This window comes from Streptomyces sp. CNX435, from assembly GCF_059570575.1.
In genome coordinates this window covers 1-18,662 of sequence record NZ_JCANTA010000047.1, presented here as the reverse complement: position 1 = coordinate 18,662, position 18,662 = coordinate 1, and the positions used below count along the sequence as shown (strand labels likewise).

Below are 18,662 nucleotides of genomic sequence, written 5' to 3'. Positions count from 1 at the left end.
AGTCCACCTTCCTGCGCACCGTCAACCGCATGCACGAGGTCACCCCCGGCGCGCGCGTCGAGGGCGAGGTCCGCCTCGACGGCGAGGACCTGTACGGCCCGGGCGTCGACCCGGTCGGGGTGCGCCGGGTGGTGGGCATGGTCTTCCAGCGGCCCAACCCGTTCCCGACGATGAGCGTCTACGAGAACGTGGCCGCGGGCCTCAAGCTCAACAGCCGCTACAAGAAGTCCGAGCTGGACGACGTGGTGGAGAAGTCCCTCCGCGGCGCGAACCTGTGGAACGAGGTCAAGGACCGCCTGAACCGCCCCGGTTCCAGCCTCTCCGGCGGCCAGCAGCAGCGGCTGTGCATCGCCCGCGCCATCGCCGTCGAACCGCAGGTGCTCCTCATGGACGAGCCCTGCTCGGCCCTCGACCCGATCTCCACCCTCGCCATCGAGGACCTGATGGCCGATCTCAAACTGAGGTTCACGATCGTCATCGTGACCCACAACATGCAGCAGGCGGCGCGGGTCTCGGACCGCACCGCGTTCTTCAACCTCGCCGCGGTCGGGGAGCCGGGCCGGCTCATCGAGATCGACGACACCGACAAGATCTTCTCCAACCCCGACGAGAAGGCCACGGAGGACTACATCTCGGGCCGCTTCGGCTGAGAGGGCTTAGGAGAAACGCTTCAGCGCTACTCGAAGGCCAGGTGCACCAGCCAGTACGCCACCGCCGCCACGCCCGCCGCGGCCGGCATCGTGATGAACCAGCCCATCACGATGTTCTTGGCCACTCCCCACCGCACGGCCTTGACCCGCTTCGTCGCGCCGACGCCCATGATCGCCGAAGTGATCACGTGCGTGGTCGAGATCGGCGCGTGGAACATGAACGACGCCGAGTACATGATCCCCGCCGCCGTCGTCTCCGCCGCGAACCCCTGCGGCGGCTGCAGGTCGATGATCCGCCGCCCCAGCGTCCGCATGATGCGCCAGCCGCCCGCGTACGTACCGAGGGACAGCATCAGCGCGCACACCACCTTCACCCACCACGGGATGGCGTCGCCCTCGTCCTCCACGTCCGCGATGACCAGCGCCATCACCACGATGCCCATCGTCTTCTGCGCGTCCTGCAGCCCGTGCCCGAGCGCCATCGCCGCCGCCGAGACGGTCTGCGCCACCCGGAAGCCGCGCTGCGCGCGGCGCGGGGTGGAACGGCGGAACATCCACAGGATCGCGCACATCATCAGATAGCCGACGCACAGGCCGAGGACCGGCGAGACGAACATCGGGATGACGACCTTCTCCAGCACCCCGGACCAGTACACCGTCGACGACGCCGCCAGCGCCGCGCCGACCATGCCGCCGAAGAGCGCGTGCGAGGACGACGACGGCAGCCCGAAGTACCACGTGACCATGTTCCACGTGATCGCCCCGACCAGGGCGGCGAACAGGATCCACATCCCGTGCGAGCCGTGCGGGGTCTCGATCAGCCCCTCGCTCACCGTCTTGGCGACGCCGCTGCCGAGGAAGGCGCCGGCGAAGTTCATCACCGCGGCCATCAGCAGCGCGGCCCGGGGCGTCAGCGCGCGGGTGGACACGGAGGTCGCGATGGCGTTGGCGGAGTCGTGGAAGCCGTTGGTGTACGTGAAGAAGAGCGCAACCCCGATCGTGACGACAAGCGCGAAGGTGTCCACGAGCGCTCAGGACTCCTTGACCGCGATCGTTTCCACGGTGTTCGCGACCTTCTCGAAGGCGTCGGCGGCCTCTTCCAGGACGTCCACGATCTGCTTGAGCTTGAGCACCTCGATGGCGTCGTACTTGCCGTTGAAGAGGTGCGCGAGGAGCTTGCGGTGGATCTGGTCGGCCTGGTTCTCCAGCCGGTTGACCTCGATCCAGAACTCCGGCAGGTGGTTGAGCGTACGGAGGTTGGGCATCGCCTCCGCGGTCAGCTCGGCGGCCCGCGCCAGGACCTCGATCTGCTGTTCCACGCCCCGCGGCAGCTCCTCGATCTGGTAGAGGACGACGAGGTCGACGGCCTCCTCCATGAAGTCCATGACGTCGTCGAGGGAGCTGGCGAGACGGTAGATGTCCTCGCGGTCGAAGGGCGTGATGAACGACGCGTTCAGCTGGTGGAGGATGGCGTGGGTGGCGTCGTCGCCGGCGTGCTCCGCGGCGCGCATCCGCTCGGCGATCTCGGCCCGGGCGGAGGAATCCGCCCCGAGCAGTTCCATCAGGAGCTTCGAGCCCGTCACGATGTTGTCGGCCGAGGCGGCGAACATATCGTAGAAGCTCGTCTCCCTGGGAGTCAGACGAAATCGCACGTGATGATCCTCAGTACTGCGAATATCTGCGAATAGGTCCTGATGATGCTAGGCGAGCCGAACCTGTGGAGCGAACCGGCTCTGCGGAACAGCCGCAGGACAGAATGCCACGAAGGCGGTACCATATACCCCCTGAGGGTATTTTGCGCACGGTTCGCATACGGTGGTACGCACACGGCGATACGCACACCGGGCGGATCGGGGATGGGAAACGGAAGGACGAGCACGTGACCGACAACACGGCAACGACGACCGCCGTCGAGACGGCGGCCGGCGCCTCCGCGCCGGGCTCCGGCCCGCACGGGTACAGCAAGGACAAGGAAGCCCACCTCAAACGACTGCGCCGGATCGAGGGCCAGGTCCGCGGTCTGCAGCGGATGGTCGAAGAGGACGTCTACTGCATCGACATACTCACCCAGGTCTCCGCGAGCACGAAGGCGCTGCAGTCCTTCGCGCTGCAGCTCCTGGAGGAGCACCTGCGGCACTGCGTCGCCGACGCCGCCGCCCGGGGCGGCGACGAGATCGACGCGAAGGTCGAGGAGGCCACCGCCGCGATCGCCCGGATGCTGCGCGCGTGACGCCGGGCGTACGGCCGCCGCTGCGCGCGCAACGCCGCGCGCAGCGCCCACGTCCCAGCGCCCGCGTCCCCGGCCGTGCGTGCCCGGCGGCGCGTGCCCTTTCCGCTACGGCGTGATCTCCTGCCGGCCGCGCCTGCGGTCGCGCTCGGAACCGCGCCGTGCGGCTTCCACCCTCAGCACTTCGTCGATGCGGTCGTCGCTCAGGCGCTCTTCCGGTGCGCTCGTCGCCGCGATGATCAATTCACCGCACAACTCGATTTCGGCGAGAGCCACATGGTCCTGGACGGCCGACCCCCGACCCACGTGCAATCACCCCACTTCCCCATGCACACCCGCCGGCAGCCGGGCTCACCGCTCAGAGTAGGTAGGACGGCACAGTCAGCGCATGACACGTCTGGACCATTTACAGCCGCGGCCTTCCCGGGCCTATCCCGACGCGCCCGCGCAAACGACCGGAATCAACTCCCGCTAGGAAGCGGGCTGTTGATCGCTCTGCCGCACCGTTCCGGCGTAGATGTCCCGGCCCGCGGGCAACGCCACCTCGGCCGGCGCCCCGAAGTCGTAGGTTTCGACGGTCGACGCCACCCGCACCGGTGATTCGCCGGACAGCGCGAACTCGTGCCGCACCCGGCGTGGTCGGCCGTCCTCGTCGAGGTACGCGTCGAAGGCCACCGTGTCCCGGACGAACCCGCCGGCCGCGGCGGCCAGCGCCCCGCGCGCGTACGGCGACGCCGCGCGGGCGGCGCGGCCGAGGCCGGCCGTGCCCTCGTAGTGCCGCACGAGGCTGTCGCCGACCCGCTCCTGGCCCACATACCGCACCTCGCGGGCGCCACGCAGCAGTTCGGCGGCGGTCAGCGGGTCGGTGGCGCCGTTGGTGACCAGGTTGCCGTCGGCCAGCCGGGTCGTGTCGAGCCGCAGCCACTTGTCGGCGGGGACGCCGGCGCCGCGGTTCTTCATGTACAGCTCGCCGCCGGCGTACAGCTCCGTGATCGGCGCGTCCTCCGCCTGCGGCAGCACCACGCGCAGCAGGCCGCGCCGCTCCGCGTAGTCGAAGGCGCCGTCGCCGCTGGCCGTGACCCGGGTGCCGCCGCTGGTCATCTCCATCGCCGTACGCGCCCGGGAGCTGCCGGCGCCGGCCAGCGCATCGGCCGCGCGCTGCACCGCGCTGAGCGGATCGCCGCCCGGGTGCTCGTCGGCCACCGCGCCGCGCTCCGTGCAGCCGGCGGTGGCGGTCACGGCCGCCGCGGCGAGGGCGCCGACGAGCGCGAGCAGGGCCGCGGACGGGGGCGTGGACCGGGCCGCGGGCGCGGTAGCGGGCCGCGCGTGCGCCGTGCCGGTACGTACGGTCCGCCGCTGCTCAGCCGCCATCTCTCGCTACCCCCGGCCGGTGTTTTCTCCGGTTCGCTTAACGAGGTGGAGGGAACGTCGTCACGGTCTGTCCCACCGCGGTAGCGTGACCGCGTGCTCAGCGACGGACCCGGCGGCGGGCCGGGTGACCTCCGCGACCCGGACGACCCGGACGGCCCGCACCGCGGCGGGACGGGCGGGACAGGCGGGACAGGCGGCACGCACCGGACGTCGACCTCCGAGCAGGGCTCCTTCGCGTTCGCCCGCTGCACCTGCGGCTGGATCGGCCCGGCCCGCCGGGCCCGCTCCCGCGCCCGCGCGGACGCCGACGCCCATCCGCTCGACGGAACCGGCTGAGGGGCGCGTACCCCCAGGCTTTGCTACTTGGGGGTAGCGAAGGGTGGACACAATGCGCTGTGCTGTGCGGATGGACAGGCGCACAGTGCTCCGTACCGCCCTCGCCACCGCCGCCGGCGTGGGCGCCACCGCCGGCGTCGCCGGCTGCTCGGGCGACGACGACGGCGGCGGGAGAACCGACCCCAGGCCCAGCGGCTCGAACGGCGGCAGGACCACCGGCCCGGCGGACTGGCCGGCGCTCGCGCAGTCCCTCGACGGCCGCCTCGTCCTCCCCGGGGACGACGACTACCGGGTCGCCGCCCAGCAGTACAACACCCGCTTCGACGACCTGCGCCCTGCCGCCGTCGCCTACGTCGACCACGCCGACGACGTCGCCGAGTCCCTGGCCTTCGCCCGCGGCGCCGGCGTCCCCGTCTCCGTACGCAGCGGAGGCCATTCGTACGCCGGCTTCTCCAGCGGCAACGGCCGCCTCGTCCTCGACGTCTCCGCCCTCTCCGGCATCGACTCCGACTCCGACACCGCCACCGTCGGCGCCGGCGCGCGCACCATCGACGTCTACGAGGTCCTCGCCGCCCGCGGCCGGACCATACCCGCCGGCTCCTGCGCCACCGTCGGCATGGCCGGCCTCACCCTCGGCGGCGGCCACGGCGTCGTCTCACGCGCGTACGGGCTCACCTGCGACCACCTCCGCGGCGCCACCGTCGTCACCGCCGACGGCAAGACCGTCGAGTGCTCCGCGGACGAGAACGAGGACCTGTTCTGGGCGCTGCGCGGCGCCGGCGGCGGCAACTTCGGCGTCGTCACCGAGCTGCGCTACGAGACCCGCGAGGCCCCGGACGTCGTCGCCGCGAACATGGTGTGGCCGTGGTCCCGGGCCGAGGCGCTGCTGACCACCTGGCAGCAGTGGGGGCCCGACCAGCCCGACGAGCTGTGGTCCGCGGTCCACTTCGGCAACACCCGCGGCGGCGAGCCGACGATCTCCGTGGCCGCGCTGTCGCTGGGCACCGAGGACGACATGCACGACGCCGTCGACTTCCTCGCCGACCAGGCCGGCGGCCCCGGCCCCGCCGAGGACGTCTCCATCGGCCCGCAGACGTACATCCACGCCATGCGCACCTACGCGGGCTGCGCGGAGGCCGGCCGCGAGCAGTGCCGGCTGCAGGGCGCGGTGCCGGGCCGCAACGCGAAGGGCATCCTGCAGCGCGACACGTTCGCCGCCCGCTCCGACTTCTACGACGAGCCGCTGGCCGCCGGCGGCATCGGCACGCTGCTGGACCGCGCGGAGCAGGCGTCGCGGTCGGCGGACGCGCTGTTCATCCTCACGGCGCTGGGCGGGGCGATGAACCGGGTGCCGGTGGCGGACACGGCGTTCGTGCACCGCGGGTCGCGGGTGCTCGCGCAGTACATCTCGTCGTGGGACGAGGGCGAGGACGGCGGGCCGGGCGAGCAGTGGCTGGCGGACACGCACGCGGCGATGCGGGAGCACGCCTCGGGGGCGGCGTACCAGAACTACACGGACGCGGGGCTGCGGAAGTGGCGTAGTGCGTACTACGGGCCGGCGGCGGCGCGGCTGGCGAAGGTGAAGGAGCGGTACGACCCGGAGCGGCTGTTCGACTTCGACCAGGCGCTGTAGCCCGGGGGCGCGGGGCCGTTCGCGCCGGGCGTACACGCCGCGCCGGTGCGTGCATCCGTACGCCCCGAGCCCCCGGCGCCGTACCCGAGGCCATGCCCGTTACGCCCTACGCGCGCTACGCCCTACGCCCGCCTACGCCGCCAGCTCGTCGCCGTCCCGGCCGCCCCCGCCGCCCCGCTCCAGCGGCTCCGTCCGCGGCGCCGGCACCGGGCCGGAGCCGCCGGGGCCCGCCGCCGGGTCCGGGTCGGGCTCGGCGTCCGGCGCCGCCGGGTCGCCGACGAGCCACTTCGGCGCCCGCCGCACCAGCGGCACCAGCGCGGCCGTCGCCGCCGGCGCCAGCAGCAGCGCCACCGACGTGCCGAGCGCGACGCCGCCGACGACGTCCGAGGGGTAGTGCACGCCCAGGTACACCCGGCTCAGCGCCTCCAGCAGCGCCACCGCCAGCGCCGCGAGCCCGTACCGCCGGCTCGCCATGAAGATGCCGACCGCCAGTGCCATGGCGAAGGACGTGTGGTCGCTGACGAACGAGTACCCGGTGGTGCCGGGGAGCAGCACCTCCAGGCCGTCGTGCTCCCGGAACGGCCGCGGGCGCTCCACGATCGCGCGGATCGGCATGTTCGCCACCCATGCGAGCGCCGCCGCCAGCGGGCCCCACAGCAGCGCGGCCACGGCCGGCACCGCGTCCGGCCGCCGGCGCACCCGCCACCAGCAGACGACCAGCAGCGCGCCGAGCATCCCGATCAGCCCGTACTCACCCAGAAACGCCGCCCCGCGGTCGAACCAGGGCGGCGTGGAGTCCGCGACGCCGTTGATGTCGAACAGCACGGAAACGTCGGCGTTCGACCCGCTCGGGGGTGCCCCCGCCAGGTGTGACGAACGCATGTCCACTCGGCTCCTCTCCCCACCCGTTTCCCGCTGATCGGCGTCTGCCGTCTTTCCTATTGCAACGGTGCCGCTCGCCCTTTGCAACGGCGCCGCAAGGGTCGGCGTTCCGCTCGCGACCGAAAGATCACCGGGAGGTTATCGAAGAGTGACCGCCCCCGCGGCCGATACGGCGCCCGGGCGCGGCGCCGCCGCGGGCGTCCGCCGCACGTCAGCGCGACGTCAGCGCTGCGGCAGCCACGTCAGCGCTGCGGCAGCGCCGCGGCGCCGGCCTCCGTGACGCGCGTCGCGCCGAAGTAGTCCGGGGAGTCGATCGGGTCGAAGCGGATCACGGCGCCGGTGTAAGGGGCGTCGATCATGTAGCCGCCCCCTACATACATCCCGACGTGGTGGATGGAGCGCGAGTCGTTCATGTCGTACGCGAAGAACACCAGATCCCCCGGAAGCAGTTCGTCCCGGCTCGGGTGCGGCCCGGCGTTCCACTGGTCGTTCGCCACCCGCGGCAGCTCGATGCCCACCGAGGCGTACGCCGCCTTCGTGAGCCCCGAACAGTCGAACCGGCCGCCCTCCTCGGGCGTACCGTCGCCGCCCCACAGGTACGGTGTGCCGAGCTTGTCCTGCGCGTAGTGGATCGCGCCGGCCGCCTGCTTCGACGGCGACAGCCGCGAGGTGGGGGCGGCGAAGCTCTCCTCCAGGGCGCGGATTATCTGTACATAGTTCTGCGTCTCGCGGTACGGGGGGACGCCGTCGTACTTGATGACGGCGTACGGGCCGGCGTTGTAGGCGGCGAGCATGTTGTCGGTGGGGTCCCCGGGCACGTCCTCGACGTAGCCGGCGAGCTTGCAGTCGTACGTCGCCGCCGACGGGATGGCGTCCTCGGGGTCGTTGATGTCGCGCTCGCCGTCGCCGTTGCCGTCGATGCCGTGGGTGGCCCAGGTGGCGGGAATGAACTGCGCGATGCCGCGCGCGTCGGCGGGGCTGACGGCGTTCGGGTCCCAGCCGCTCTCCTGGTACAGCTGCGCGGCGAGCAGGGCGGGGTTGAGGGCCGGGCAGAGGTTCCCCCACTTCTGCACCAGCGGCTGGTACGTCGCGGGCACGGCGCCCTTCGCCAGGCCGACGCCGCGCCCGGCGAGACCGGACGCGGCGGTGTAGGTGCCGACGACGAGCAGTGCCAGGAACGACAGGACCGTCCCCGACCCCAGCGCCACGATCAGCCAGAGCTTGCGCACCCCTCAACCATCCCTCATCAGGCCCCGGCTGTCTGCCCGTTACTTCCCTCAACGCCCCTTGCCGGTGCCGTCCTTCGCACACAGCGCGGCGTCGGCCGCGCCCTGCAGGTCCGCAAGCCGGTCGCCCTCATACGACCACGTGGTGGTGTAGACGGTGACGGTGCCCCGGCCGTGGCCGGCCCGTCCGCCGGCGACCGAGTCGCCGGGCAGGTCGCCGCCGTGGCCCCAGTACTCGCCGCCGCAGCTCAGCGGGAAAGACGCGACGCCGTAGCCGTAGCGGCTGCCCTCGGGGTAGTTGTCGAGACCGCCGACGTCGGTGGTGTCGTGGGTCATCGCCCGCAGCGCCCGGTCGGGCAGCAGCCGGCCGCCGAAGAGGGCGTTCCAGAAGGCGTTCTGGTCCTTCGGCGTGGTCACGAGTCCGCCGGAGGCGCCGAGCTCGTAGCCGGGCAGCTCGGTCACGTCGGTGACGCCGGCGTCGGGGGCGGTGGGGTCGATGCCGTAGTTGCGGGCGTGCGGGCCGCGGATTGTGTGTTCGCGCTTCGCCGGCCAGTACGTGTCCTTCAGGTGCAGCGGCTCGATGAGAGTGCGTTCGATGTACGTGCGGAAGTCCTCGCCGGTGACGTGGTCGATGAGCATGCCGAGCGCGAGGTAGTTGGTGTTGGAGTAGGCCCAGCGGGCGCCGGGCTCGAAGTCGGCGGGGTGGTCGAGGGCGAGCGCCAGGTACTCCTGATCGGTGTAGGCGCGGCTCCAGTCGATGAACTGCAGGTACTCCGGCAGCCCGCTGGTCTGCATGAGCAGGTGCCGCACGGTCAGGCCGGTGCCGGCGAGCTGCGGCACGTACCGCGCGGCGGGCGCGCCGAGCCGCACCTCGCCCTGGGCCACCAGCCGCATCACGGCGGTGGCGGTGAACGACTTGGTGTTGCTGGCCATCCGGAAGCGGCCCTCGGCGCCGACCATCGGCCGGCCGGTCTCGGTGTCGGCGACTCCGGCGGTACGGGTGGTGCGGCCGTCGTAGGCGAGGGCGCCGGGGACGCCGTCGCGCTCGACGAGGGCGTCGAGACGGCTCTGTACGGGGTCGGGGGCGTCGCCGGAGGCGTCGCGGGCAACGGCGGGCGCGGCGGCACCGGCGACGACGGCGGCGAGGAGGGCGGCGGCACCGGCGCGGCGGGCGGCGGCGCGGCGGGCGGGGCGGTTGCGGGTCATGGCGGGGCTCCCTTGGGTAATGTCCCGGTTGTCGTGGTCCGGATGTCGTGGTCCGGATGTCGTGGTCCGGATGTCGTGGTCCGGGTCGCGTGGTCCGGGTCGCGTTCTCCGTCGGGCTCCACCCTCGTCCGCGTACGCCATGTGATCACTGGTGCCGACCGCCGGACCGGTGGTGGCCCCAGCACCACCGCCGCACGCGCCGTACGGCCACCTCCACCCGCCACCACCAGGGGTGTTGACATAGAGAACACTCCAAGTGGTGCACTCGCCGCGTCCGACCAGGCCCGCCCCGCACCCGAAAGGCCCGTGCCCCATGACCGACGACTCGCCCGTCACCCTCATCACCGGCGGCGGCAGCGGTATCGGCGCCGCCGCGGCCCGTCAGCTCCTCGCCCGCGGTGGCCGCGTGGCCGTCACCGGCCGGGGCGCCGAGCGGCTGCGCCGCTTCGCCGCGGAAGCCGGTGACCCGCCGGAGCTGCTGACCCTGCCCGGCGACGCCTCCGACCACGAGGCCGTGGAGGCGGCGGTGCAGGCGACGCTCACGGCGTACGGCCGGCTCGACGCCGTCGTCGCCAACGCCGGCTTCGCCACCCACGACGACCTCGGCACCGGGGACCCGGCCGGCTGGCGGGACATGGTGCTCACCAACGTGCTGGGGCCCGCCCTGCTGATCCGCAGCTCGCTGGCGGCGCTGCGCGAGACGCGCGGACGGATCGTCATCATCGGCAGCGTCGCGGGCTTCGTCCACACCCCGGGCAACATCTACGGCATCACCAAGTGGGCCATGACGGGCCTGGCGGAGAACACCCGCCGCATGGTGACCGGCGACGGCATCGGCGTCACGCTCGTCGCCCCCGGCCGCACCGACAGCCTCTTCTGGGACGGCCGGGGCGGGGCGCCGGAGGGCATGGAGATGATGACGTCCGACCAGGTCGCCGAGTCGATCGTGTGGGCGCTCGGCCAGCCTGCGGGGGTGGACGTGAACACCGTCGTCATGCGCCCCATCGGCCAACCCACGTAGTCGGCCCGCAGCGGCGATCCGTGCAGGAGGGCGCCTCAACAGGCATGCCCGCGGACGCGGAGTCCACGCCACCGCCGGACTCCGCCACCGCGGCCCCCGGCCCACCCGCCCGCGCCACCCCGGCCGCCCCCACCGTCGGCGCCGCCGGCGCGGCGGCCTCGTGCAGAGACGCCGCGACCCCGCTGACCGCGCCGACGAGCACCACGACCCCCGAGACGACAGTCATCCCTTCGAACACATCCGCCGCCTTCCCTGGGGCCTGTTTGAGTCAAATCCACCAACGACGCCCGCCCGGCTCCCGTCACCGCGACACCCACTCTTCACATACTCCGATTCAGCACAGGTCGGACAACCCGACCGCACCCCCGCCTCCCCAGGCACGCAGCGTTGCCAATAGTCACGTAACGTGATACACACAGGAAAGTCAGTAGTGAACACCGAACACCCTTGTGAAATCCGCGCGGTTGACGCCAAATCGACTCTCACGGGGGCATCATCAGGGAGGATGGACGATGACTCCTGCCGTCCACCCTGGACGGCAACACAGCGCATGGGGCGGTGAGTTACGACATGTTCCTGGCAGCCGACAAGGGCGACATCAACACCATCATCGGCGGTATCGCCCCTGACTGGGGCCCCTTCGGAAGCCTGGGCCAAGAAGCGCGCGTGATGATCGAAGTGGTCATGGCGGTCGCGATCCTGCTGTGCCTGGGCATCGCGATCTGGGGCGCGGCCAAGCAACGTATCGGCGCCACAGCGCTTCGCGACACGTTCAGCGCGGAGCAGGGCAAAGGGCTGATCGTCGCGGGCCTGACGGGAGTGTTCATCATCGGCTCCCTCGGCACCGTCTTCACGATCGTGTACGGAATGGCGGTGTAGGCCGGGCCGTGACTCCAGGGCCAGGCGTACGGCGAACGGCGGTGCGGCACACGGCGACGGGACGTCGCCCGGCCGCGCGCCCCGGGAGGCAGCCACCCCCCGGGCGCGGCGGCCCGGGTACCCCCGTCAGCAGGCCGGCGGCGCACCGCTACCTTCGTGTGCCTACGGGAAGCCGGGGCAACGACGCACCGGCGTGCGGAGGGGGGAACGACGCATGAGTCACGACGACGACTACGTCGACTACGCCACCCCCGAACCCGGCACCCGCACCCGCTTCGCCGAAGGCGACACCGACGCCCGCTACGGCGGCCCGCGCCGCGGCGGTCGCGTGTCGCCCTCCCGGGCGATGGTCACGGTCGTGGGCGTCATGGTCCTGCTGATCGCCGCGATCGCCTTCGCGAACCGCGGCGGCAACTCCACGGACGACCCCGAGAACACCTCGAACCCCGACACCCGCGCCCAACCCACGTCCCCCACGGGCGACTCCCCCGTCAAGAACACCACCGACGGCATCCCCGCCGGCTTCCCCCGGTCCGCCGAGGGCGCCCAGTCGGCCGCGGCGAACTTCGCGGTCGCACTCGGCGGCGACCAGATGTTCACGCCCGAGGGCCGCCACCGGCTGGTCGACGCCCTCTACACCCCGGACCTGGCGGAGAGGACCAAGTCCGGCATGGACGCGGCGTACTCCGAGGACTTCCTCGCCAACCTCGGCCTCGACGCCGAGGGCGAGCCCCCGTCCGGCATGACGTTCATCTCCCGGACCATCCCGGTCGGCACGACCGTCAAGGAGTACGAGGACGCCACGGCCACCGTCTCCGTCTGGTACACCGGCCTTATCGGCCTGGCGGGCCCCGAGTCGGACGTGCCCGTACGCACCACCTGGCACACCTGGACCTTCGAACTCCGGTGGTCGGACGGCGACTGGAAGATCACCGCCGACTCCCAGAAGCCGGGCCCCGCCCCCGTCCCCGGCGACGTACCGGCGGCGACCGACGAGCAGATCGAGGAAGCCGTCGAGCAGTTCGGAGGGTTCACCTATGCCCGGTAGCCCGCGGCGCCGCGGCGCCGCGCTCCTGACCCTGCTCGCCGGCGCGCCGGCCGCCCTCCTGCTCGCCGCCCCCCGCGCCCAGGGCGCCGCACCCGCGCAGGACGGCGGCGACCCCTGCGACAGCCTCATCGGCCCCGCCCGGGACTACTGCGAGAAGGAAGACGACGGCGGCAGCTCCGCGCCCAACTCGCCCGGCGACCCGACCGAATCCGTCGACCCGCTCTCCTCGCTGGCCAAGGGCTGCGCCGAAGCCGCCGCCTGGACCATCGACAAGCTCTCCGAAGCCGTCACCTCCACCACCACCGTCGACTTCACCAACACCACCTTCCTGCGCCAGTACGCCGTCGTCTTCGCCGCCTCCACCATCCTCACCCTCACCCTCTGGCTCCTCGCCGTCGCCAAGCGCGCCATCCGCGGCGTCCCCCTCGGCGAAGCCCTCGGCGAGGCCATCGGCTTCCTCTGGCTCACCGTCCTCGCCTCCGCCTTCACCCCCCTCGTCCTCTACACCCTCGTCACCGCCACCGACTCGGTCACCGAAGCCATCGCCTCCGGTACGTCGTCCAACACCGACACGTTCTTCGGCGGCTTCTCCGAGGCGCTCAAGAAGGGCGAGGACATCGGCGGCGGCCCGATCATGCTCATCGTCGTGTCCCTCGTCTCCGTGCTCGCCGCCGGCGTGCTCTGGCTGGAGCTGGTCATCCGCGCTGCCCTCCTCTACGTCGGCGCCCTCCTCGGCACCGCCGTCTACGCCGGGCTCGTCGACAAGAACATGTGGCACCACGTCCGCCGCTGGGCCGGGATCATGATCGCCGTGATCCTCGTCAAGCCGGTCATCGTCATCGTCCTCGGCCTCGCCGGCACCCTCTCCGCCGAGGAGGGACCCGACGCCTTCTCCGCCGTCGTCTCCGGCCTCGCGATCATCCTGCTCGCCATCTTCGCCAGCGCGATGATCTACCGCTTCGTGCCCGGCTTCGGCGACGAGATCATGACCGCCAAGCAGGGCCGCCGCGCCACCTCCGCCAACCCCGCCTCCGCCGTCATGGCCACCCCCGCCGCCCTCGTCACCGCCGGCATGAAGACCCACGGCTCCCGCACCTCGTCCTCCGGCCCGTCCGGCGGCGCCACCGGCGAGTCCCGCTCGTCCGCCCGGCCCGCCAACCCCGTCGCCGCCGGCGTCTCCGCCCACAGCACCCGCCCGCAGCAGTCCAGCCCGCCCCGGCCCAGCCAGCCCAGCCAGCCCAGCCGCAACTCCGGCGGCAGCGGCGGCTCCGGCTCGGGCGGCGGCAGCGTGCCCCCGCAATCCGCCCAACAGCCCGGAAACAGGAGGTGACCTGCGGTGACCACGCACGACACACCACCGATCACCCCCCGTCGCACGTACCTCATCGGCAAGGCCCGCCCCAACGCCATCGTCGGCCGCAACCGCGAGACCGGCGAGATCGGCGTGATCATCGGCGGCGCCTTCCTCGGCATGATGTGCGGCCTGCTCGTCCCCGTGCTGACGCTGCGCATCGTGCTGCTCATGGGCTTCCCGCTGCTCGCCCTCGCCGCCGTCTACGTCCCGTACCGCGGCCGCACCTTCTACCGCTGGTTCGAGATCAGCCGCGGCCACCGCCGCCTCCTGCGCTCCGGCGCCGCCGTCTACCGCTCCGGCGCGCAGGAAGCCGGCACGCGCCTCAACGGCGAGGAGGTCGCCGTCGGCACCCCGCCCGGCATCGGCCGCATCAACTGGCAGGTCGCCCCCTTCGGCCCCGACGAGATCGCCGTCCTGCTGCACGCCGACCGCCGCACCGTCACCGCCGTCATCGAGATCGAAGGCCCCGGCGTCGGCCTGCGCGACAGCGAGGACCAGGAGGCCCTCGTCGACCGCTTCGGCACGCTGCTCAAGCACGCCGCCAACGGCGACGGCTTCGTACGCCGCCTGCAGATGCTCGCCCGCACCCTGCCCGCCGACCCCGACGCGCACGCCAAGGACGTCTCGCAGCGCGGCGACCCGCGCGCGCCGCAGTGGATAAAGGGCTCGTACGACCAACTGCAGTCCATGGTCTCCACCTCCTCCGAGCAGCACCGCGCCTACCTCGTCGCCTGCATGCCCTACACCCGCGAGCTGGGCCAGGAGGCCACGGTGATGGGCCGCGCCACCAAGCAGAGCCGCGACGAGTGCATCGCCGTCATCATGGCCCGCGAGCTGGGCGACATCTGCGCCCGCCTCGCCGAGGCCGACATCCGCGTACGGCAGCCGCTGGGCATCGCGCGCCTCGCGGCCCTCGTGCACTCCATGTACGACCCGGACCACCCCATCGACCACATCCAGGCCATGACCCAGCGCAACGCCTGGCCGGCCGAACTGGACGCCGTAGACCCGCAGTACCTGCGCGCCAAGACCCGCGAGTCGGCGACCCGCGACCCCTGGTGCCACTCCACCGCGTGGGTGAAGGAGTGGCCGATGACCCCCGTCGGCGTCAACTTCCTCGCCCCGCTTCTCGTCCACACCCCGGACGTCATCCGCACGGTCGCCGTATGCATGGACCTGGAGCCGACCGAAGTGGCCATCGAGCGGATGCTCACGGAGAAGACGAACGACGACGCCGAGGCGTCCCGGCAGGCGAAGATGAACCGCGTCGTCGACCCCCGGGACATCGCCCACCACGAGCGCATCGACCAGCGCGGCGAAGACCTCGCCTCCGGCGCCGCCGGCATCAACCTCGTCGGCTACCTCACCGTGTCCGCCCGCTCCCCCGAGGCGCTCGCCCGCGACAAACGCACGATCCGCGCCTCGGCGGGCAAGTCCTACCTGAAACTGGAATGGTGCGACAGAGAGCATCACCGCGCCTTCGTGAACACGCTGCCCTTCGCGACCGGGATCAGGTGACCCCCCATGGCCGACCTCCTCGACCTCGCGACGCGCGCCTTCGCGGGCTTCGTCTTCGGCAAGACGGAGACCCAGCGGCTGCCCGTGCGCACCTCCTCCGCGCAGGCGCAGGCCGTCTACCTCCCCACCGCCGCGCCCGGCCTGGGCGACTCCGGCGTCATCATCGGCCGCGAGGTCTACAGCGGCAAGGGCTACATCTACGACCCCTTCCAGCTCTACGGGCAGCAGCTCCCCGCGCCGCACTGGCTGGTCCTCGGCGAGTCCGGCAACGGCAAGTCCGCGCTGGAGAAGACCTACGTCCTCCGCCAACTCCGCTTCCGCGACCGCCAGGTCGTCGTGCTCGACGCGCAGGGCGAGGACGGCGTCGGCGAATGGGCGCTCATCGCGCAGGAACTCGGCATCACCCCCATCCGCCTCGACCCCCTCGCCGCCCTCGACAGCGGCATCCGCCTCAACCCCCTCGACCCGGCGATCACCTCCACGGGCCAGCTCGCCCTGCTCCGTACGATCATCGAGGTCGCCACCGGCAGCAGCCTCGACGAGCGCTCCGGCTTCGCCCTCAAGGTCGCCCACGCGTACGTCAACGAGACCGTCACCGACCGCCAGCCGGTGCTCACCGACATCGTCGAACAACTCCGCCACCCCGCGCCCACGGCCGCCGAGGCGATGAACGTCGACGTCGAGGACGTACGCAACTGGGGCCTCGACGTCGCCCTCGTCCTCGACCGACTCGTCGACGGCGACCTGCGCGGCATGTTCGACGGCCCCACGACCGTCGGCATCGACCTCGACTCGCCGCTCATCATCTTCGACCTCTCCCACATCGACCGGAACTCGATCGCCATGCCGATCCTCATGGCGATCGTCGGGGTGTGGCTGGAACACACCTGGATCCGCCCCGACCGCAAGAAGCGGATCTTCCTGGTGGAGGAGGCGTGGCACATCATCAACTCCCCCTTCGTCGCCCAGCTCTTCCAGCGGCTGCTGAAGTTCGGCCGCCGGCTGGGCCTGTCGTTCGTCGCCGTCGTGCACCACCTGTCCGACGTGGTGGACGGAGCGGCGGCGCGAGAGGCGGCGGCAATCCTCAAGATGGCGTCGACACGTACGATCTACGCCCAGAAAGCCGACGAGGCCCGCGCGACCGGAAAGGTCCTCGGGCTGCCACGCTGGGCCGTCGAGATCATCCCGACGCTGACCCCGGGCATCGCCGTCTGGGACGTCAACGGCAACGTGCAGGTCGTCAAGCACCTGGTGACCGAGGCCGAACGACCGCTGGTCTTCACCGACCGGGCGATGACGGAGTCCGCCCCGGTACCGGCCCTGGAGGCGGCGGACGACACCGGTCCGGTGGTGATGGAGAAGGAATCGACGGTGGCCTGAGATGGCGCAGGGTCGCGGTGGACGAGACGGGGGCGCTCCCGAGCGAGGCATTCCCGATGGCCTGCTCATCGGCCTGATCGCCTTTCTGCTCGGCCTGACGGTGCTGGTGTGGACGGCGACGGGCCTGGCGGGGGTCCTGGCACACGGGGCGTGGCCGGACGGCGTCCGGTTCACGAAGACACCGCAGGCGATGCGGGAGCTGGTCGCGGAGCCGCACGACCTGCCGGCCGCCTGGCCGGACGCGCAGAAGGAGTCCCTGTCGGGGTGGGGGCTGTTCTGGGGCGTGTTCATCAGCCAGCTGATGGTGCTCGTCACCTTCGCGATCGCGGGGATGACGACGCTGGCGAGCTGGAAGGCGCGCCGCGCGGGGGCGAGAAGAAAGGCGACAGCGGGCGACGAGGCGCTGGAAGAGGGCCTGGGAGACCGTGACGAGGACGCGTACGAGGAGACGGCGTACGAGGACGCAGAGCCCCCGGCACCGGTGCCCCAGACCTCCCCACGCGCCCGGCGGCGGCCCCCCACGACGAACATGACGAAGGAACCGAGCCCGCAGCAGACCGCGCCGCACCCCTTGCCGGGAACGCTGCCGGGAACGCCACCGGGGACACCTCCGACGCACGCCGGCCCGCTGGTGTTCCGCAAGGGCAGCCCGACGGCCCTCACCCTCACGCGAGAGACGCTGCTGGGGGCAGAAGGGCCAGCACTCATCGTCACCTCCGACGCCACCTTGTGGGCGGACACCAAGGACGCCCGCGCCAAGCTCGGCCCCGTCCTCGTCTACGACCCGGGCCAACTCTGCGACACCCCGGACCGCCTCCGCTGGTCCCCGACCGCCGGCTGCAAGGACCGCCCCACGGCAGCCACCCGCGCAGCGGCCCTCCTCCGCCCCGTACGCCCCCAACACCGTACGGACACCACAGTGGCGGACACCGCGGAGACGATGCTGACATGCTGGCTCCACGCCGCTGCCGTGGCCGCCCGCCCCTTCGCCCAGGTCCACCGCTGGGCCCAGGGCACGGGCGCCCACGAACCGGTGGGCATCCTCCGCTCCGCCCCGGAGGCGGCATCCGGCGCGGCCGGCGAGCTGGAGTCGGCGCTCACCGGCCACCCGGAGCGCCGGGACGCGGCGGGCGACCTGGTCGCGACGGTGCTGGAGGGCCTGTCGTCGATCCACATCCGCAACGCGTGCAAACCCACCCGAGCAGATTCGCTTGTCCTGGAGTCATTCATCGACGAAGGGGGAACGCTCTATCTGGTGGGTGAAGCCATCGAGGGCCCCCGGTCCCGGCCGGGTGCGATGCCACTGCTCACCGCCCTCGCCGCAGACGTGGTCGAGCACGGCCGCCGCATGGCCGCAGGGTCATCCACCGGCCGGCTCGACCCACCACTCACCCTCGTCCTCGACGACATCGCCGCAGTCGCCCCCCTCGCCCAACTCCCCGCCCTCCTCAACGAAGGCGAACGCGAGGGACTGCCGACACTGGCCACGATGCGCTCGCCGGAGCAGGCGCGCAGCCGCTGGCCGGGGCTGTCGCTGGGGGTGTGAGGGGTGCAGAAATGACTCAACCCCCGGACGGTGTCCGGGGGTTGAGTTCTAAAGATTGTTCGGCGGTGACCTACTCTCCCACACGGTCCCCCATGCAGTACCATCGGCGCGGTCAGGCTTAGCTTCCGGGTTCGGAATGAGACCGGGCGTTTCCCCAACGCTATGACCACCGAAACACAATGAAACAAACAACCAGCAACAAACAGGTTGTTGTCTCAGAACCAACACAGTGGACGCAAGCAGCTATGGACAAGCCCTCGGCCTATTAGTACCGGTCACCTCCACCCCTCACAGGGCTTCCAGATCCGGCCTATCAACCCCGTCGTCTACAGGGGGCCTTAACCCCTACAAGGGGGTGGGAGTCCTCATCTCGAAGCAGGCTTCC

The 18,662-nt window shown here is 71.8% G+C and carries 18 protein-coding genes and 2 rRNA genes; 11 read left to right on the top strand and 9 right to left on the bottom strand.

Annotated features, from left to right (window positions below):
* A partial coding sequence (locus T328_RS35565) for a phosphate ABC transporter ATP-binding protein (RefSeq protein WP_496500409.1) occupies positions 1 to 650 on the top strand: 650 nt, incomplete at its 5' end.
* 26 nt (positions 651 to 676) lie between these two features.
* On the opposite strand, the gene T328_RS35560 is transcribed toward T328_RS35565, so the two are convergent.
* A complete protein-coding gene (locus T328_RS35560; RefSeq protein ID WP_496500408.1) occupies positions 677 to 1,675 on the bottom strand; it encodes an inorganic phosphate transporter in 999 nt (332 codons plus the stop codon).
* 6 nt (positions 1,676 to 1,681) lie between these two features.
* Entirely contained in the window at positions 1,682 to 2,302 is a 621-nt protein-coding gene (locus T328_RS35555) for a DUF47 domain-containing protein (protein ID WP_026276740.1), read from the bottom strand.
* 227 nt (positions 2,303 to 2,529) lie between these two features.
* Between T328_RS35555 and T328_RS35550 the strand changes: the two genes are divergently transcribed.
* Entirely contained in the window at positions 2,530 to 2,880 is a 351-nt protein-coding gene (locus T328_RS35550; RefSeq protein ID WP_496500407.1) for a metal-sensitive transcriptional regulator, read from the top strand.
* 105 nt (positions 2,881 to 2,985) lie between these two features.
* On the opposite strand, the gene T328_RS35545 is transcribed toward T328_RS35550, so the two are convergent.
* Positions 2,986 to 3,189, bottom strand: coding sequence for a hypothetical protein (locus T328_RS35545; RefSeq protein ID WP_496500406.1), 204 nt, complete (start codon positions 3,187 to 3,189; stop codon positions 2,986 to 2,988).
* Between the two features lie 159 nt (positions 3,190 to 3,348).
* Positions 3,349 to 4,248 carry an SCO4651 family lipoprotein gene (locus T328_RS35540; RefSeq protein ID WP_496500405.1) on the bottom strand — a complete coding sequence of 300 codons (900 nt, stop codon included), beginning with the start codon at positions 4,246 to 4,248 and terminating at the stop codon, positions 3,349 to 3,351.
* A gap of 93 nt (positions 4,249 to 4,341) precedes the next feature.
* Between T328_RS35540 and T328_RS35535 the strand changes: the two genes are divergently transcribed.
* Entirely contained in the window at positions 4,342 to 4,584 is a 243-nt protein-coding gene (locus T328_RS35535) for a hypothetical protein (protein WP_496500404.1), read from the top strand.
* 70 nt (positions 4,585 to 4,654) lie between these two features.
* The gene (locus T328_RS35530) at positions 4,655 to 6,217 is read left to right on the top strand and encodes an FAD-binding oxidoreductase (protein ID WP_496500403.1); all 1,563 of its coding nucleotides are present in this window, start codon (positions 4,655 to 4,657) and stop codon (positions 6,215 to 6,217) included.
* Positions 6,218 to 6,349: 132 nt separating this feature from the next.
* Here T328_RS35530 and T328_RS35525 read toward each other — a convergent pair whose 3' ends face one another.
* From T328_RS35525 to T328_RS35515, 3 genes are all read right to left on the bottom strand, one after another.
* Positions 6,350 to 7,105 (bottom strand): phosphatase PAP2 family protein, encoded by a 756-nt coding sequence (locus T328_RS35525; RefSeq protein ID WP_496500402.1) that lies wholly within the window; start codon positions 7,103 to 7,105, stop codon positions 6,350 to 6,352.
* A gap of 236 nt (positions 7,106 to 7,341) precedes the next feature.
* Positions 7,342 to 8,328 (bottom strand): C40 family peptidase, encoded by a 987-nt coding sequence (locus T328_RS35520; RefSeq protein ID WP_496500401.1) that lies wholly within the window; start codon positions 8,326 to 8,328, stop codon positions 7,342 to 7,344.
* Between the two features lie 48 nt (positions 8,329 to 8,376).
* Positions 8,377 to 9,531, bottom strand: coding sequence for a serine hydrolase domain-containing protein (locus T328_RS35515; protein ID WP_496500400.1), 1,155 nt, complete (start codon positions 9,529 to 9,531; stop codon positions 8,377 to 8,379).
* 313 nt (positions 9,532 to 9,844) lie between these two features.
* Here T328_RS35515 and T328_RS35510 point away from each other — a divergent pair, with 313 nt between their 5' ends.
* The 7 genes from T328_RS35510 (at position 9,845) to T328_RS35480 (ending at position 18,277) form a co-directional block, all read left to right on the top strand.
* Positions 9,845 to 10,552, top strand: a complete 708-nt coding sequence (locus T328_RS35510) for an SDR family oxidoreductase (RefSeq protein WP_496500399.1) — start codon at positions 9,845 to 9,847, stop codon at positions 10,550 to 10,552.
* A gap of 570 nt (positions 10,553 to 11,122) precedes the next feature.
* Positions 11,123 to 11,431, top strand: coding sequence for a DUF8827 family protein (locus T328_RS35505; protein WP_018840935.1), 309 nt, complete (start codon positions 11,123 to 11,125; stop codon positions 11,429 to 11,431).
* Positions 11,432 to 11,645: 214 nt separating this feature from the next.
* Positions 11,646 to 12,479 (top strand): DUF8175 domain-containg protein, encoded by an 834-nt coding sequence (locus T328_RS35500; RefSeq protein WP_496500398.1) that lies wholly within the window; start codon positions 11,646 to 11,648, stop codon positions 12,477 to 12,479.
* On the top strand, positions 12,469 to 13,809 hold the full coding sequence (locus T328_RS35495; RefSeq protein ID WP_496500397.1) for a hypothetical protein: 1,341 nt from the start codon (positions 12,469 to 12,471) through the stop codon (positions 13,807 to 13,809). Before T328_RS35500 ends, T328_RS35495 begins: the two co-directional genes overlap by 11 nt.
* A 6-nt stretch (positions 13,810 to 13,815) precedes the next feature.
* Positions 13,816 to 15,351: an SCO6880 family protein gene (locus T328_RS35490; protein WP_496500396.1), complete on the top strand. Its 1,536-nt coding sequence runs from the start codon at positions 13,816 to 13,818 to the stop codon at positions 15,349 to 15,351.
* A 6-nt stretch (positions 15,352 to 15,357) separates the two neighbouring features.
* Complete coding sequence (locus T328_RS35485) at positions 15,358 to 16,731, top strand: ATP-binding protein (protein WP_496500395.1); 1,374 nt, start codon at positions 15,358 to 15,360, stop codon at positions 16,729 to 16,731.
* A gap of 1 nt (position 16,732) precedes the next feature.
* Positions 16,733 to 18,277, top strand: a complete 1,545-nt coding sequence (locus T328_RS35480) for a P-loop NTPase family protein (protein ID WP_496500394.1) — start codon at positions 16,733 to 16,735, stop codon at positions 18,275 to 18,277.
* Positions 18,278 to 18,334: 57 nt separating this feature from the next.
* Here the strand turns inward: T328_RS35480 and rrf are convergent.
* Positions 18,335 to 18,451, bottom strand: a 5S ribosomal RNA gene (gene rrf, locus T328_RS35475).
* 71 nt (positions 18,452 to 18,522) lie between these two features.
* Positions 18,523 to 18,662: ribosomal RNA gene (locus T328_RS35470) — 23S ribosomal RNA — on the bottom strand; the annotation flags it as partial.